Raw genomic sequence first — 16,644 nt, 5'->3', positions numbered from 1 at the left:
TACAGGAAATACGAACCGGGGGCGCCCCTTGTTCCCGCGAAAGCCGCGAACGGCTATTCATCACCCGCAAGAGTGAGCGATCGCAGCTTCTGCCCCGCATACCAGGTCGCCAGACCCGTCACCGCGACCAGCAGGATCGCCGCCATCGGCAGCCCCACCTCCGCGTTGATGGCCCCCGGCGCCCCGATCTTCTCGGCCAGCGCGAGCGACCACTGCTGGACGCTCAGGTTCCGCGCTCCCGGCACCAGGCTGCCGAAGAGGGTCTCCCACACCAGCGCGTACACCAGCCCGAAGACCACCGCGTGCCGGGAGATCGTGCCGAGGAGCAGGAACAGTGCGCTGTACGCGATCGAGGCGACCAGCGCCGCGACCGTGTACGCCACGGCGATCTGGCCGCCGTTGCCGTTCAGGATGAGTCCCGCGATCAGCGTCGGAATCGCGGAGAAGGCCATGGTCACGCCGATGGCGACGATCAGCTTGGTGAAGATGATCGTGGGCCGCTTCACCGGCTTGGCCAGCAGATAGACGATCGAGCCGTCGTCGATCTCCGGTCCGATCGCGCCCGTACCGGCGATGACGCCGATCAGCGGCACCATTGTGGCCAGCGCGAATCCGCCGAGCACACCGTTGGCGACGCTGTCGTCGACTCCCGCCAGCAGCCGTACCGCGATCGCGATGACGATGAGCAGGGCGGGCAGTACGAAGAGGATGGCGGCGCGGCGGCGGCCGAGGAGGGCCCGGTAGGTGAGCCGGGCGACTGTGGGTTCGTACATCGCAGCAAGCTCCTTTCAGGCCGTGACGAGGTAGGAGAAGACCGATTCGAGGGACTCGTCGGAGGGCTGCACCGTGAGCAGGCGGATGCCGTGCTCGCGGGCGACCTTCGGGAGCAGCTCGGTGAAGCGGCCGAAGTCGATGGCCTGGATCCGCAACGCGCGCTCCGTGTAGTCCAGTTCGATACCGGCGGTGGAGGCGTCGGCGATCAGCGCGGCGGCCAGCGCCCGGTCGTCGCTGGAGCGTACGAGATAGCGGTGCGGGCGGTCCGTCATCAGCCGGCGGATCTTGCGGAAGTCGCCGGAGGCCGCGTGCCTGCCCGCGACGATCACCTCGATGTGCGAGGCGAGCTGCTCGACCTCCTCCAGGATGTGCGAGGAGAAGAGCACAGTGCGTCCCTCTGATCCCATCCGTCGCAGCAGGTCCATCAGTTGCATGCGCTGGCGCGGGTCCATGCCGTTGAACGGCTCGTCGAGCAGCAGTACCGACGGGTTGTGGACCAGCGCGGAGGCCATCTTCACGCGCTGGCGCATGCCCTTGCTGTACGTCGCGATCTTGCGGTCCTGTGCGTACTCCATCTCGACCGTGGCCAGCGCGACCTGCGCCGACTTGGCGTCGAGTCCGTGCAACTCGGCGTTGGCGACGACGAACTCGCGGCCGGTGAGGAAGTCGTACATCGCCTCCCGCTCGGGGACGACGCCGACCTCCTTGTAGATGCTCTCGTTGCGCCAGATCGGCTTGCCGTCGAGGGTGACGGTGCCGTTGGAAGGGGCGAGGAAGCCGCCCATCATGTTGATCAGGGTGGACTTTCCGGCGCCGTTGGGGCCGAGCAGGCCGGTCACGCCGGGGCCGATGGACATGGTGACGTCGTTGACGGCGACCACGTTCCCGAACCAGCGGGAGGCCTTGGTGATGTCGATCGTGGTCACAGCCCGACCTTCCGGTAGCGGCGCATCAGTACGGCGTACGAACCGGCGATCAGCGCGAGGACGACCAGCAGATAGACCACTCCCGCGCCGGCGGAAGGACCGAACTCGCCCGGGAAGGCGGAGGTCGCGCCGAGGAACGCGGTCTGTACGCCGTCGATGAGGGTGATCGGCGAGAAGAGGCCCAGCCAGGAGATCACGCCGGTGGAGCCCTGGTCCCAGGCGATCGCCTGGACGGTGGAGACCGCACCGTAGGAAATGGTCAGTACGGCGATTACGGCGGCGACTCCGAAGCCGCGGCGGGGTGTCAGTGCGGCCATCACCAGGCCGATGCCGGCGAACAGGACGGAAAGCAGCGCCACGGACACCATCCCCTGCGCGAAGCCCTTGGTCTGGGTCGCGAAGTCGAGTTCCGCAAGCAGCGAACCGACGTACAGGATCACCACCGGTACGGCGGTCAGGATGAAGAGCGCGGAAGCCATGGCGGCGTACTTCGCGAGCACGTAGTCGGCGCGCTCGATGGGGCGCGAGAAGTACAGCGGAACGGTCTTGAAGCGCAGGTCGCGGGAGACGGACTGAGGGGCCTGCGCGGCGAGGAACAGCCCGATGATCGCCTGGGTGACGATCGCGTACCGGGTGTATTCGAGCGGGAGGTCCTTCATCTTGGTAGCGACGGCGACCGCGACGATGATGCCCGCGGGCAGGCACATCACCGCGAAGAGGATCATCGGCAGGACCTTGGACTTGGCGCTGCGGCCGAGGCCGAACGCGCCGCGCAGGGACTGCGAGAAGAGGGAGCGGCGGGCGTAGGACCGACCGAGCCGGGGGCCGTCGTATCCGCGGTACCCGATGTTGTGAATGCGGGTCGGGTCGGCGCCCGGCGGGGTGAGATCAGTTGCCATCGTGGCCGCCTCCCTTCTGCTGCGCCAATTCGGTCGGCTGGGGCTGCTGTCGCTTCTCGGACTGCTGTTGCATCTCAGACTGCTGTTGCTTCTCGGACGACTGGTGCGGCTGCGTTTCCTGGTGCGTCTGCTGCTCCCGTTGCGCCTGCTGGTCCGTGTGGAAGACCTCGGCGATGTGGTGGCGCCGCTGTTCCATCCGGACGAGGCCGAGACCCAGGTCCGCGACGGTGTCCCTGACCAGGTCGTACGTCGCTTCACCCTCGCCCTCGACGAGCAGCACGTGGCCCGCGCCGGGCAGACCCTGCTCCTCCGCCGCGTGCAGTTTCACTCCGGCCGTGGTGAGCGCCTCGCGCAGCGCCTGCGTGCCGTCGGGGTAGGTGTCGGTGTCGGTGACCTCGACCGCGAGGGTCGTGGTGGTCTGGGTGAAGTCACTGGTCGAACTGGACCGCAGCAGCGCGCCACCGTCGATGACGACGACGTGGTCGCAGGTGCGCTCCAGCTCGCCCAGGAGGTGCGAGGTGACCAGGACGGAGATCCCGAAGTCGGTGTAGACGCGGCGGATCAGGCTCAGCATCTCGTCGCGGCCGACCGGGTCGAGGCCGTTGGTCGGCTCGTCGAGGAGGACCAGCTTCGGGTCGTGGACCAGCGCCTGGGCCAGCTTCACGCGCTGCTTCATACCGGTCGAGTAGCCGCCGATGGGGCGGTAGCGCTCCTCGTACAGGCCCACGTGGCGCAGCGTGTCGGCGGTCCGCTCGCGGGCGGCCGTGGCGGGAAGTCCGGACATCCGCGCCATGTGGACGACGAACTCGGTGGCCGAGACGTCCGGCGGCAGGCAGTCGTGCTCGGGCATGTATCCGACGCGCTCACGGATCTCGCCGCCGCTGGTGGCGACGTCGAGGCCGAGCACCGCGGCCCTGCCTTCCGTGGCGGGGGACAGACCGAGCAGGATTTTGATCAAGGTGGACTTGCCGGCTCCGTTGGCACCCACCAGGCCGGTTACGCCGGGCCCGATGTCCAGGGAGAGCCGGTCAAGCGCGGTCACCCGGGGGAACCGCTTGCTGAGGCTTTCGGTAGCGATCACAGTCACACCTCGACGGTAGTGGCGCAGCCCACATTTGACCTCAACCCAGACGGTGGTTCCGGCCTCCCCCTCTGGTTGTACGAGCCCGTAGGGGAGAGCCGTACTTGGGGTTGACCAACGATCTTCTTCTGGACCCGTGGGCGGAGACTCGGGTGGATTAAGCGGGGTTATCCACAGGGTCTTATGCACACCCCTTGACGCAGCCGCCGAGCATTGTCACATTCATCAGTGTCAAGTTACGGACGCGTACCGCTACACGGGACGGACGGGTGGCATGGCCTCAGCAGTGATGGGCTCAGCAGCGTCGGCCTCAGCAATGAGGCCCGAACTCTCCGCGGAACTGCGGGGGTTCAGAGAGGTGCAGCGACTGGCGTACGAGTGCGCCGAGGCGGTCGCCGCCCAGCTCAAGCCGGGGGTGACCGAGCGCGAGGCGGCCCGGATGCAGCGGGTGTGGCTGCGGGAGCGCGGGGTGCGCGACTGGTTCCATCTGCCCTTCGCGTGGTTCGGGGACCGTACGGCCTTCACCAACTTCCGGATACCTCTGCAGTTCTTCCCGACGAACCGGCGGCTTGAGGCGGGGATGCCGTTCGTCCTCGACATGGCACCCGTCTACAAGGGCTTCACGGCGGACATCGGCTACTCGGGCTGCCTGGGGCTCAACCCGGTGCACGACAGGCTGCTGGCCGATCTGGAGGCGCACCGCTCGCTGATCCTCACCGAGGTACGCGAGCGGCGGGCGCTCAGGGACATCTACGAGAGCGTGGAGCGGCTCATGGCGCGCCAGGGGTACGCCAACCGGCACCGCGCCTATCCCTTCGGCGTGATCGCCCACAAGATCGACAGGGTGAAGGAACGGGCCTGGTCACCGCAGGTGTTCGGGTTCGGGACGCAGTCCTTGAAAGGGCTGGCCTCGGATGCCCTGCACGGCCACCGGGACGGGTGGTCGCCACTGTGGAGCCCGTACCGGTTCTCCGACCATCCGCCGCAGCCGGGCCTGTGGGCGGTGGAACCGCACCTCGGATTCAGGGGTACGGGCGCGAAGTTCGAGGAGATCCTGGTGGTCACCGACTCCAAGGACCCCGAGCAGAGCGCGTTCTGGCTGGACGACGACCTGCCGCACGTGCGGCGCTGGGCCGAGGAGAAGGCGGCATGAGGGTGATGATCGAGGGCGCGCGCGAGCGCAGGGTGCGGACCGGCGGGATCGAGCTGTGTATCGCCGAGCTGGGTGATGCTGAGCAGCCGACCGTACTGCTGGTGCACGGCTATCCGGACAGCAAGGAGGTCTGGTCCGAGGTCGCGGCACGGCTGGCCGAGCGCTTCCACGTCGTGCTGTACGACGTCCGCGGGCACGGCAGGTCGTCCGCGCCCAAACCGTTGCGCGGCGGGTTCACGCTGGAGAAGCTGACCGACGACTTCCTGGCGGTGGCGGACGCGGTCAGTCCGGACCGGCCGGTGCACCTGGTGGGGCACGACTGGGGTTCGGTGCAGGGCTGGGAGTTCGCCACGGTGGAGCGCACCGAGGGGCGGATCGCCTCGTTCACCTCGATGTCGGGGCCCTCCCTCGACCACTTCGGCCACTGGATCAAGAAGCGGATGTCCCGGCCGACCCCGCGGCGTACGGCCCAACTGCTCGGTCAGGGCGCCAAGTCCTGGTACGTGTACATGCTGCACACCCCCGTGCTGCCGGAGCTGGCCTGGCGCGGACCGCTCGGCAAGCGGTGGCCCAAGGTCCTGGAGCGGATGGAGAAGATCCCGGCCGGCGGCTACCCGACCGCTTCCCTTCCGCAGGACGCCGCACGCGGTGCCTGGCTCTACCGCGACAACGTCCGGGCCAGGCTGCGCAGGCCGCGCGCCGACGCCTATGCCCACGTGCCCGTGCAGCTGATCACTCCGACCGGGGACATCTTCCTTTCGGAGCGGCTGTACGACGATCTGGAGCACTGGGCTCCCCAGTTGGTACGTCGCTCCCTCCCCGCAAAGCACTGGGTGCCCCGCACCCGGCCGGACCAACTGGCCGCCTGGATCACCGAGTTCGTGAGGGCGAACGAGGACAGCGCTGCCGGGGTGGCGCCGCGCGCCTCGGCGGCCAAGGGCAAGTACGCGGACCGGTTCGGTGGGCAGCTGGTACTGGTGACCGGGGCGGCCAGTGGGATCGGGCGGGCCACCGCCTTCGCGTTCGCCGAGGCGGGGGCGCGGGTCGTGGCCGTGGACCGGGACGCGGAGGGGGCCTCGCGGACCGCCGAACTGGCGCGGTTGATCGGGGCGCCGGACGCCTGGGCCGAGGTCGTCGACGTCAGTGACGCGCAGGCGATGGAGAAGCTGGCGGAGAAGGTCGCCGCCGACTACGGCATCGTGGATGTGCTGGTCAACAACGCCGGGATAGGCATGGCCGGTTCCTTCATGAACACCTCGGTGGAGGACTGGAAGAAGGTCCTCGACGTCAATCTGTGGGGCGTCGTCCACGGCTGTCGCACCTTCGGCAGGCAAATGGCCGAGCGTGGGCAGGGCGGGCACATCGTCAACACCGCTTCGGCCGCCGCGTTCCAGCCGTCGCGGGCTCTGTCGGCATACAGCACCACCAAGGCCGCGGTGCTGATGCTCAGTGAGTGCCTGCGCGCCGAACTGGCCGGTCAAGGCATTGGTGTCAGCGCCATCTGCCCCGGTCTGGTCAACACCAACATCACCGCCACCTCGCGCTTCACCGGGGTGACCGAGGAGGAGGAGAAGCGGCGGCAGAAGCGGTCCTCGCGGCTGTACGGGCTGCGAAACTACCCGCCGGAGAAGGTCGCCGACGCGATCCTGCGCGCCGTGGTGAAGAACCAGGCGGTGGTGCCGGTGACGCCGGAGGCACGCGGCGCCCACCTGATGTCCCGGTTCACGCCGAAGGCGCTGCGGGCGCTCGCACGGATGGAGCCGCCGTTGTGAGCGGGACGGAGGACGAGGTGAGCGAAGCGGGCGGGGCGGAGTACGAGCAGGGGTACGTCATCGCGCCCCGTCGGGTCTCCTTCGACTGGCACGAAACGCCGCTGCACTGGATACCCGGCGAGCCGACCGCGACCCATGTGATCAATGTGCTGCACCTGCTGCTGCCGGCCGGTGAGCGGTGGTTCGTACGGGTCTTCAAGGAGGCCCTGCCGCTGGTCGATGACCCAGAACTGCTCAAGCAGGTGAAGGGGTTCATGGGGCAGGAGGCCACACACAGCGTCCAGCACAGCTACGTCCTGGACCACCTGTCGGACCAGGACCTGGACACCGCGGCGTACACCCGCCACGTCGACTTCCTCTTCGAGAAGCTCCTCGGTGAGGTCCCGCCGTTCGGTTTGCCGCTGCCGGACCAGGAGTGGCTGCGTTTCCGGCTGGCCGTGGTCGCCGCGATCGAGCAGTTCACGGCGGTGCTGGGCGACTGGGTACTGCGCGCGGAGGGGTTGGACCGGGCGGACCCGGATGCGGTGATGCTGGATCTGCTGCGCTGGCACGGGGCGGAGGAGGTCGAACACCGGGCGGTTGCCTTCGACATGTACCAGCACTGCGGCGGCGAGGGTCTGCCCCGGTACGCCCGCAGGGTCGAGGGCATGGTCGTCGTCGCGCCGGTGATGCTCTGGCTGTGGGGCTGGGGCGCCTCGTACCTGATACGGCACGATCCACAGCTCGCGGGCCGGCTCCGCTACTCACTTCGCGAGCACAACAAGGCGGTCACGAAGGGGCTGTTGCCCACCTGGCGCGAGCTGGGTGCGGCGATACCCCGCTACTTCAAGCGGTCGTACCATCCCTCGCAGGAAGGCTCGCTGCGCAGGGCGGTGGAGTACCTGGCGACCTCGCCCGCGGCGCGTACCGCGGCGGGGGCGGTGGGGCGGGCGGCGCTACGGCCCTGAGCCGGTGAGAGGGAGTGGTCATGTCCGGTGGACACGGGGACGCCCGGCAGGTGGTCTCGCGGCAGAGGGACACACAGCCGTCGGATTCACGGCCGTTGGACTCGCGGCAAGCGGTCTCGCGGCAAGCGGATCCGGAGTACCGGATCGAGGATCTGGCGCATCTCAGTGGAGCCACGGTCCGTACGATCCGCGCTTACCAGGACCGCGGGCTGCTCCCCAAGCCGGAGCGACGCGGCCGGGCCAACGTGTACGGCGATGCGCACCTGGCCCGGCTGCGCCAGATCGCCGACCTGCTGGAACGCGGCTACACACTGGCCAGCATCAAGGAGTTGCTGGAGGCGTGGGACGCCGGCCGGGGGCTCGGCGGGGTGCTCGGCCTGGTGGCCGAAGTGGGCGGGCCGTGGACGGACGAGGAGGCCGGACGGATCTCGCGGGCCGAGCTGGACGAGCGCTTCGGGGGGCGGCCGGACGACTCGGCGGTGGCGGACGCCGTCGAACTTGGCGTACTGGAAAGAGTTCCGGGCCGGGACGACGAGTTCCTGGTGCCGTCGCCGCAGGAGCTGGCGGTGGCCGCCGAACTGTATGCGGCCGGGGTGCCGCTGAGGGCGATCTCTGGACATCTGTGGGAACTGCGGGGCCAGGTCGAGCACATCGCGGCCAGATTTCTGGAGTTCACCACCGAGCATGTCTTCGCCCGCTATCTGGAGCACCGGCCACCGACGGACGCGGACGCGGCAGAGGCGGCTGCGCTGGTACGGCGACTGCGGCCGCTTGCCCAGCAGAGTGTGGACGCGGAATTGGCGCGAGCCATGCGACTGTTCGCAACCCGGCACCTACAGGAGCATCTGGGGGCAGTCGGTGGACAAGGCCCCGTGAAGGCTGTCCCCCCGGAGCCGCAGGAGCGGACACGGACTTCGGCAGCTTCGGCGTCCGACGTTGAGTTGCTCGCGTTGCCACAAGGAACGATCGCCGCCGTTCAGGCGCTGGTTGGGGCAGAGAACGTGTCGGCGTTCGTAACGGCGGCCACCGAACGAGAGGTGCAGGCACGTGCCTTGGATGCCCTGACCCCAACACAACCTAATCGTAATAAAGTTGACTAACTAGCCTAAATCAGGCGCGAGTTATCCACAGATCCTTCATTTACGCTGTGGAAAAGGGTCCTTGGCTGTGGATGACGGTGAACTGCCTTGCCGTGCAGAAGAATTCGGATGCGCGCAACGTCCGATTTCGGGACCCTGCGGAGATGAATGAACACCGCGTAGTGAAGGTGTCGAAATACCTCTCGAAGCACCTGCGACATCAACCCGAGCGCATTGGCCTCACCCTCGACGAGAACGGCTGGGTGGCTGTCGACGCCCTGATCCGGGCCGCCGGGGAGCACGGCTTCCGCTTCACCCGTGAGGAGCTCGACCACGTCGTCGCCACCAACGACAAGAAACGCTTCGCGATACGGGACGACGGCCCCCGACAGAGCGCCCTGATCCGCGCCAGTCAGGGTCACTCGGTCGACGTCGACCTCGCGCTGCCGCCGGCCGAGCCACCGGCGTACCTCTTCCACGGAACCCACCCCCGCGCCATGACCGCGATCCGCGCCGAGGGGCTGCGCCCGATGAACCGGCACGACGTCCACCTGTCGCCCGACCGTGAGACCGCCACCCGGGTCGGGGCCAGGCGGGGCCGCCCGGTGATCCTCTCCGTGGACTCCGGGGCGATGCACCGCGCCGGGCACGTCTTCCGGGTCAGCGCCAACGGGGTCTGGCTCACGGCACATGTGCCGGTGGCGTTCCTGCGCTTCCCGAACGGGTCCGGAGAGGGCATGACCGGCGGGTGAGCACGTCCGTTAGACCGGCCCCGTAGAGTCGGCCCCATGCGTCTGAGCACTGTGATTCTGCCGATCCGCCGTTGGCACGAGGGCGGCAAGGAGGTGTGGCAGCGCGCCGAGGAGCTGGGCTTCCACACCGCGTACACCTACGACCACCTGTCCTGGCGGGTGCCGTTCCGCGAGGGTCCCTGGTTCGGGGCGCTCCCGACCCTGACGGCCGCCGCGTCCGCCACCGAGAGCCTCCGGCTGGGCACCCTGGTCACCTCACCGAACTTCCGCCACCCGGTGACCCTCGCCAAGGAACTGATCTCGCTCGACGACATCAGCGGCGGGCGCGTCACGCTGGGCATCGGTGCCGGTAGCGCGGGCGGTTTCGACGCCACGGCCCTGGTGCCGGAGGGCTCGGAGCCGTGGACACCGCGCGAGCGGGCGGACCGGTTCGCCGAGTTCCTGCCCCTCCTCGACCGGCTGCTGAGCGAGGACGCCGTGTCGTACGAGGGCTCGTTCTGGTCGGCGGGCGATGTGCGGAACATTCCCGGGTGCGTGCAGCGACCGCGCCTGCCCTTCGCGGTGGCGGCGACCGGCCCGCGCGGTCTGAAGCTGGCCGCGCGACACGGGCAGGCCTGGGTCACCACCGGCGACCCCAAGCTGTTCGCCGACGGCACCCCCGACCAGTCCCTGGAAGCGATCCGGGGGCAGATCGGCAAGCTCGGTACGGCCTGCGAGGCGATCGGCCGGGACCCCCAGGAACTGGGCAAGACCCTGCTGACGGGCTTCACCCCGGACCGCCCGCTGGAGTCCCTCGACGCGTTCGTGGACTTCGCGGGCCGCCATGCGGAGCTGGGCGTCGACGAACTCGTCCTGCACTGGCCCATCGCGGACACTCAGTTCGCGGCGGACGAGAAGGTCTTCGAGGCGATCGCCCGGGAAGGGCTCGCGCAGCTGAAGTGAGCGCCGGCGGGGGGACTGCCGTGTCCCCCCGCCCTCGTTCCCACCCCCTCAGCTGAACTGCTCCAGCCGCTCCTCCATCTGGACCAGCACCCCCGCAGCCTCCTCCGACTCCGCCGCCAAGCCCTTCAGCTCCACCACGAAGCCGGCGAGCACCGCCCGCCCCTCGTCCGACCGGCCCAGACCCTGCTCGGTCCAAGCGGCCCGCAGCACACAGCCCGCCCGCTCGTTCAGTTCCGCGATGCCGAACTCGCGCAGTGCCTCGGACGCTCGCAGGTTCAGGGCGACCGCCTCCGCCGCATGTGTGTCCTCGTCCGAGGAAGCGTTGTAGAAGATCTGCGCCTGCTGCGACCAGGTGCGGGCCCGCTCCAGTCGGTGCTCGGGGCCGTCCCCGTCGAGTACGGCAAGGGCCTGCTGCATCAACTCACGCGCCCGGTCGATGTCCTGGCCGCTCGGCTCGCCCTCGTCGTCGTACTCCTCCTCGGCCGCCAGCCAGGCCAGCGCCCGCAACGCGCGCACCCTCCCGAAGGCGTCGCCCGCCTGCTGCCACAACTCGGCCGCCCGTGCGTACGCCTGCTCGGCCTGGGCCGCCAGGCTCTCCTGCTCGGCCAGGCACTCGCCCGCCAACATCGCCAGCCGCGCCTGCGCCGAGGGGTTCGGCCACTCCTTGGTCAGCTCGGCGGCCAGCAGATACTGCTCCGCCGCCGCGCGGCCGTCGCCGACCTGCCGCAGCAGATGCCCGAGTACGTCGCGGGCCCGGACCGCGTGCTCCTCGCCGTGCTCCAGCAGGTCGGGCAGCGCCGACTCCAGGATCTCGGCCGCCTCCGCCTCGCGGCCGCTCTCGCCGTACGCCTGCGCCAGGATCAGCCGCGCATAGGCACCAGCCCCCGCGCCCTCGCCCGCCGCATCGAACCAGTGCGCCGCCTCCAGCGCATACGTCGCCGCCTCGGGCTCCTTGCCGTCCTGCCGGTAGAGCGCCTCCGCCAATGTCAGCCGTACTCCGCCCAGCTCATCGGCATCGGTGACCTCCGCCGCGCAGTCGAGCGCGGTACGAGCCGTCTCCTCCGCCTCGGGCAGCCGGCCGAGCATCATGCGCAGCCTGGCCAGCCGGTTCAGGGTCTCCACCGCGTTCCACGGCCGGCCCGCGTCCTGATTCCGCCGAGCGGCCGAGTCCAGCAGGGCCTCGGCCCGGTCCCAGTCCTGAGCCTGCAACGCCGCCTGCGCGAGCGCCTCCTCGGCCTCGGCGAGCAGGTCGGACACCGCGCCGGCCAGGGCACCTGCCGCACCCGCCCCGGCCAGGGCAACCTCTCCACCCTCCCCGGCCAGGGCATCTCCACCCGCCCCGTATCGCGAGACAAAGTCCGCCATCGCGGCCAGGAAGCCCGCCTCGGCCTCCACGTCATGACCGGGCCCGTGCTCCGTCCCGTCGCCGGACCCGTCCCTCGGTCCATGCGCGTAGGCCCGCTGCGCAGCGAACGCCTCCAGCTTGATCCGGGTCAGCTCCAGCGTCGCCACCCGCCGCCCCTTCAGCGGGTCGCCATCGGGTATCTCTTCCGCCAGCACCGCCGCCGCGTCGAGCGCCGCCCGTATCTCCTCGTCCGGCGCCCCCTCCTGCGCGGCGGCGACGGCGACCCGGGTCCCGTTCAACGCGGCTCTGCCCCGCTCACCCGCACCACCGAACGCGGCCACCACCGCCCCGAACAGCTCCCGTGCGGTCCCGTTCGCCACCAGCTCCCCGCCGGCCCGCCCGATCCCGATCGCCCGGTGCTCCAACAGCTCGGCACTCAGCAGCGGATCCGTCTCCTCTCCGCCCTCCGCGACCAGCACCTCGATCCGGTCCCACAGCGCATCGCCCGCCGGATGCCCGACCGACCTCAATTCCCGTGCCTTATCCACCAGTTCCGCCACCCCACCTGACTCCGCAACCACCGGGTCCGAAGCCGGAACAGAGGTCGAACCAGCACCCGCCACCCGGACCGAGGTTTCACGTGAAACATCGCCCAGTACCGCCGCCCGAACCCCCAGCGGCAGCCCTTCCACCAGCGGACGCTGCCCGAGCCTGGTGGCCAGCCGCTCCGAGCAGACCCCGCTCCCGTTACGCACATCGAAGCGGGCGGTCAGTGCCATCGCCTCGGCCAGCAGCATCCCGTGCAGCTCGCCGACCGTACGCGAGACCCCCTGGTACGGGGCCGCAGGAAGCCCTCCGTGCCCCAGTTCCATGAGCCGCCCCAGCAGCACCAGAGCGCCACCACCGAAACCGAGCTGCGCATCCGAGTCATTCAGCGGCCCGAGGTGCCCCGCGTGCTCGGCCAGAACCTCCAGCCCCCGCGCCTCGTTCCCGGTCAGCGCGCAGAACTCCATGTGATGGCCGACGCTGCGCAGCAGGCTCTCGTTCCCCTTGGCCATCCGGTATCCGCGCAGGTGATAAGTCCGCGCCTCGTCGTACCGTCCCAGCCGAACCAGCGGTACCAGCGCCTCCGCGAGCACCCGGTGCGGCTCCTCCGCGCAGGTGTGCTCGCCCTCAAGCACCGGTGCCCAGGCCGCCAAGGCCTTCTCGTCCGCACCTTGCCGGGCCCAGTAACCGCCCTGCTCGTTCAGCTCACAGGCATGGCAGTCACTCATCTGGTCGCGCTCGGCCGAGGTCCAGGCCGCCAGCGCACGGTCGGCCGCCGCCTCGTCGCCGATCTCGTACGCCAGGTAGTACTCGGACTGGCGCACCGCCCGCACGCTGTACCCGGCGACGGCGTACCGGCGCCCCATCTCCTCCAGCCACTGCCGGATCGACGCCAGGGGTATGTCCGGCAGATCGAGCATCCCGGTGCTGACCCACTTGAACCGCCAGTGCAGGCTCTGCACGTCCCACTGCTCGAAGCCGGACGGGTCGCGGTCCCACTCCTGGAGCAGCCGGGCGAAGGGCACGATCAGCTTGCCGCGCTCGGTGCTGAACTCGTATGCGTCGATGAGGTTGAACAGCGAGAGCCGTACCAGGTCGGCCTCCCCCAACTGCTCGGCGGCGGCGAGCAGTTCCTCGGCGCGGGCGTTACGGGCGAGTCCGTTGGGGGACTGGCGGTTCTCCCAGAGCGCCTGCCGGATCTCCTGGGACGTGGTCGCGGGGGTGCTCACTTGCCGTCCTCCTTGGTGTCCTTCTTCTGCTGGCCGGTGCTGACCGGGTGCGTCGCCCACTCCAGGAGCCCGAGGAAGGCCCGGTTGAGCAGCGAGGTGTCCACCGGCCGCAGCGGGCGCTGCGACATCAGCAGCGCCTGCCCGTACAGCGACTCGACCGCTGTGCCCGCCAGTTCGGCGTCAGGTATCGCCGAGATCTTCCTGACCAGGGGGTTGTTGTGGTTGAGCACCAGCCGGGCACGCGGCACGGAGCCGCGCAGCGCTCCGAGGATGCCTGCCCACAGGTCGTCCGCGCCCGCCTCCGCGTCCGCCCGGTCGCGCTCGTGCCGGGCCTGCCGGTCGTCGAGGAAGAGCCCGGGCAGGGTCACCGGCTGGAATCCGCGCAGTACGACGTCGCAGCCGAGCGGGTCGAGCCGGGCCCTGGCGGTGGCCAGGAAGGAGGCGAGCGCCAGCTCCTGCTGGGGTGCGACCGGGTCGAGGTGCGCGGTGACCGCCCCGGCGTCCAGCTCGCTGACCTGCACCCCTTCCCGTATTCGCGGCAGCATCTCGACCAGTTCCGCGTCGTAGGTATAGCCGCCGTTGACCACTCCGAGCCCGTGCGCGGCAGCGATCGGCGCGACCTGTCTGAACTCCTCGACGGTGCGTGTGAGGTGCACCTCCCGGTGGCTGCGGACGAACTCGTCCAGCGTGAGCCGCCCGTCGCTGGTCTCGAACGGAAGCCAGGGCAGCATCAGTTCCAGCAGTTCGGCGTCGTGCCGGGCCAGGGACTTCACACCCAGGTGGTGCACCGCGAGGAACCCGGCGAGCCGCTCCGGGTCCCCCGCCGCCAGCTCCGCCAGCCACTCCCGTACCCGCACACCCAGGGCCTCCCGTACGGCGGCGAGCGTCTCGTCGTCGTAGAGGTTCTCCCGGGACGCGGTCGGCCGCAGGGTGTCGGTGTCGAGGACGGCACGAACGAAGAACGCCCAGTCGGGGAGGAGGTTGTCCGCCTTGCCGGTGAGCAGCATGCCCTTGAGGTAGACCCGGTGGGCGGCGTGGTGGGCCGGGCTGGTGGCGGTCGGCAGGACATACGCCACCCCTCGTACCCCGGCCACCGGCAGGTCCAGGTCGATGCTGTCGAGCGGGGTGAAGCCGAAGGTCTGGGCGCAGTGCCCGGCCAGCGCGACCCGACGGGCGGTCGGCGTCGGGTAGTCGCGGTCCCAGACTGCCGGCCGGTCGGTGACCGGACGCTCGGCGCCGTCCGGGCCGACGAAGGTGACGTCGTACGGCAGCAACGAGCCGAAGTCCCGTGCCAGCTCCTCGACGCGGCCGGCCTCCGTCCATTCCTCGGCGCCGGGGCGCGGCTCCAGGTGGACGGTGGTACCGGGCTCGCGGCGGGCGTCGTCGGGCAGCGTACGTACGGTGTACGACCCGTCGTCGGTGGCCAGCCACTCCACGGGCGGCGCGTCCGGGGTGCGCGCCGAGCGGGATATGACGCGGATCTGCCTGGCCACCACGAAGCAGGCGAGCAGCCCGATGCCGAACTGGCCCAGGAACTCGCGGCGGGCGCCCTCCAGGCCGTCCCGCTTGGAGCTGCGGCCGATGGTGGCGAGCAGGGTGTGCACCTCGTCGGAGGTGAGGCCGATGCCGCTGTCCTCGATGGTGACGGCGCCTTCGGAGGTGGCGGTCAGCCGGATGCGGACGGGAGCTTCGGGGGTGATGCCGCGCCGGGCGGTGGAAGCGTCCACCGCATTCTGGAGGAGCTCTCGGACGTACACCCGAGGGCTGGAGTAGAGGTGGTGGGAGAGCAGGTCGACGAGGCCCCGGAGGTCGACCTGGAAGGTGTTGACCGTGGGGTCGGGGCCTTCGGTTTCCGGCTGGGTACGGGACTGCGAATTCGGGTTCACCAAGAATCACCTCGCGTGGGAGTGGCTGCGTGGGCTCGGACGAATCGCTGGGTCCCCCCTGACGAATCGCGACGGCCGTCCGGCCCATGCCGCCGGCCGCAACACGCGGGGCAGGACCCGGAATTGGTTCACATCGTAGGTGGGGGTACTGACAATGCCCCAGGTAATTCCGTCCGCCCCGGCCTGCCACGGGGACTCCCGGTACCCGGAACACCCCGCTCCACAGATGTGCACCCTTTCGCACGTCCGTGCGTTTGATGCGGGAAGATGAGGCAGTGACCTCAGCTACCGCCCCTCGCCCCCGCCCGGCCGCAACATCCGGCACCGTCCCCGCCGAGGCCCCCGGCGCGGTCCCCGGTGCAGCCGTCGCGCCCCGTCTGATCGCCACCGACCTGGACGGCACCCTGCTCCGCGACGACAAATCCGTCTCCGATCGGACCGTCGCCGCCCTGGCCGCCGCCGAGGATGCCGGGATCGAGGTCTTCTTCGTGACCGGCCGCCCGGCCCGCTGGATGGACGTGGTCAGCGCCCATGTGCACGGCCACGGCCTCGCCATCTGCGCGAACGGCGCCGCTGTCGTCGACCTGCACGCGAACGGCAAGCTGATCGGGGTGCACGCCCTGGAGCGCGCCGACGCCCTCTCCGTGGTGTCCGCACTGCGCGCCGCCGCCCCCGGCACCTCCTTCGCCGTGGAACTCACCTCGGGCATCCACTACGAGCCGGCGTACCCGCCCTTCCAGTTCGATCCGGCCGCGAGCATCGGAACCGCCGAGGACCTGCTGCACGAGGAGACCCCGGGCAGCGCCGATCCGGTGATCAAGCTGCTCGCCCACCACACCACGCTCACCCCGGACGACTTCCTGGACCTGGCGCGGGCCACCGTCGGCGACTTCGGTTCGGTCACCCGCTCCAGCCCGACCGCCCTCCTGGAGATCAGTGCGCTGGGCGTCTCCAAGGCGAGCACCCTGGCCCGCTGCTGCGCCGAGCGCGGCATCGCCCCCGAAGAGGTCGTGGCCTTCGGGGACATGCCCAACGACATCGAGATGCTGGCCTGGGCAGGCCGCTCGTTCGCCATGGGCAACGCCCACCCGGCGGTGGTGGCCGCGGCTTCCGGCCGTACCGTCGCGAACAACGAGGACGGCGTGGCGGTCGTCATCGAGCGCATCCTGGCGGGGGAGTACGGGGGAGCAGGGGACGTACGGGAGTAGCCGGGTCGTGGGGACGTAAACAGGGCCCGTGGTGACGTCACCACGGGTCGTGGGAACGTGAACATGCGCCGTGGGAGCGCAAACACGAACCATGGGAACGCAAAC

General features: G+C 69.9%; 13 protein-coding genes. 7 read left to right on the top strand and 6 right to left on the bottom strand.

Annotation, left to right across the window (positions count from 1 at the left end):
- Window positions 1-53 precede the first annotated feature (53 nt).
- The 4 genes from ACIA73_RS22585 to ACIA73_RS22570 are packed head-to-tail and all read right to left on the bottom strand — an operon-like array spanning window position 54 to window position 3,680.
- The gene (locus tag ACIA73_RS22585; RefSeq protein ID WP_399440442.1) at window positions 54-773 is read right to left on the bottom strand and encodes an ABC transporter permease; all 720 of its coding nucleotides are present in this window, start codon (window positions 771-773) and stop codon (window positions 54-56) included.
- A 15-nt stretch (window positions 774-788) separates the two neighbouring features.
- Window positions 789-1,700, bottom strand: a complete 912-nt coding sequence (locus ACIA73_RS22580) for an ABC transporter ATP-binding protein (RefSeq protein ID WP_399440441.1) — start codon at window positions 1,698-1,700, stop codon at window positions 789-791.
- Window positions 1,697-2,599 (bottom strand): ABC transporter permease, encoded by a 903-nt coding sequence (locus ACIA73_RS22575; protein ID WP_399440440.1) that lies wholly within the window; start codon window positions 2,597-2,599, stop codon window positions 1,697-1,699. Before ACIA73_RS22575 ends, ACIA73_RS22580 begins: the two co-directional genes overlap by 4 nt.
- Entirely contained in the window at window positions 2,589-3,680 is a 1,092-nt protein-coding gene (locus tag ACIA73_RS22570) for an ABC transporter ATP-binding protein (protein ID WP_399440627.1), read from the bottom strand. The genes ACIA73_RS22575 and ACIA73_RS22570 overlap by 11 nt, the downstream gene beginning before the upstream one ends.
- A gap of 316 nt (window positions 3,681-3,996) precedes the next feature.
- Between ACIA73_RS22570 and ACIA73_RS22565 the strand changes: the two genes are divergently transcribed.
- The 6 genes from ACIA73_RS22565 to ACIA73_RS22540 all read left to right on the top strand — a co-directional run bounded on the left by ACIA73_RS22565 (window position 3,997) and on the right by ACIA73_RS22540 (window position 10,325).
- A complete protein-coding gene (locus ACIA73_RS22565; RefSeq protein WP_399440626.1) occupies window positions 3,997-4,833 on the top strand; it encodes a M24 family metallopeptidase in 837 nt (278 codons plus the stop codon).
- A 5-nt stretch (window positions 4,834-4,838) separates the two neighbouring features.
- Window positions 4,839-6,605 (top strand): SDR family oxidoreductase, encoded by a 1,767-nt coding sequence (locus ACIA73_RS22560; RefSeq protein ID WP_399440625.1) that lies wholly within the window; start codon window positions 4,839-4,841, stop codon window positions 6,603-6,605.
- Complete coding sequence (locus tag ACIA73_RS22555; protein WP_399440439.1) at window positions 6,602-7,552, top strand: metal-dependent hydrolase; 951 nt, start codon at window positions 6,602-6,604, stop codon at window positions 7,550-7,552. Before ACIA73_RS22560 ends, ACIA73_RS22555 begins: the two co-directional genes overlap by 4 nt.
- A 20-nt stretch (window positions 7,553-7,572) precedes the next feature.
- Window positions 7,573-8,652, top strand: coding sequence for a MerR family transcriptional regulator (locus tag ACIA73_RS22550; protein WP_399440438.1), 1,080 nt, complete (start codon window positions 7,573-7,575; stop codon window positions 8,650-8,652).
- Window positions 8,653-8,795: 143 nt separating this feature from the next.
- Entirely contained in the window at window positions 8,796-9,383 is a 588-nt protein-coding gene (locus ACIA73_RS22545; protein ID WP_399440437.1) for an RNA 2'-phosphotransferase, read from the top strand.
- A gap of 36 nt (window positions 9,384-9,419) precedes the next feature.
- Entirely contained in the window at window positions 9,420-10,325 is a 906-nt protein-coding gene (locus ACIA73_RS22540) for an LLM class flavin-dependent oxidoreductase (protein WP_399440436.1), read from the top strand.
- 48 nt (window positions 10,326-10,373) lie between these two features.
- Here the strand turns inward: ACIA73_RS22540 and ACIA73_RS22535 are convergent, their stop codons facing one another.
- Window positions 10,374-13,445, bottom strand: coding sequence for a tetratricopeptide repeat protein (locus tag ACIA73_RS22535; protein ID WP_399440435.1), 3,072 nt, complete (start codon window positions 13,443-13,445; stop codon window positions 10,374-10,376).
- Window positions 13,442-15,331: an HSP90 family protein gene (locus tag ACIA73_RS22530; RefSeq protein ID WP_399440434.1), complete on the bottom strand. Its 1,890-nt coding sequence runs from the start codon at window positions 15,329-15,331 to the stop codon at window positions 13,442-13,444. Before ACIA73_RS22530 ends, ACIA73_RS22535 begins: the two co-directional genes overlap by 4 nt.
- 257 nt (window positions 15,332-15,588) lie before the next feature.
- On the opposite strand from ACIA73_RS22530, the gene ACIA73_RS22525 reads away from it, so the two are divergent.
- A complete protein-coding gene (locus tag ACIA73_RS22525; protein ID WP_399440433.1) occupies window positions 15,589-16,539 on the top strand; it encodes an HAD family hydrolase in 951 nt (316 codons plus the stop codon).
- Window positions 16,540-16,644 lie beyond the last annotated feature (105 nt).

It is taken from the genome of Streptomyces sp. NPDC051561 (assembly GCF_044454195.1).
Taxonomy (GTDB): Bacteria; Actinomycetota; Actinomycetes; order Streptomycetales; family Streptomycetaceae; genus Streptomyces.
This window is presented reverse-complemented; position numbering and strand designations above follow the sequence as displayed.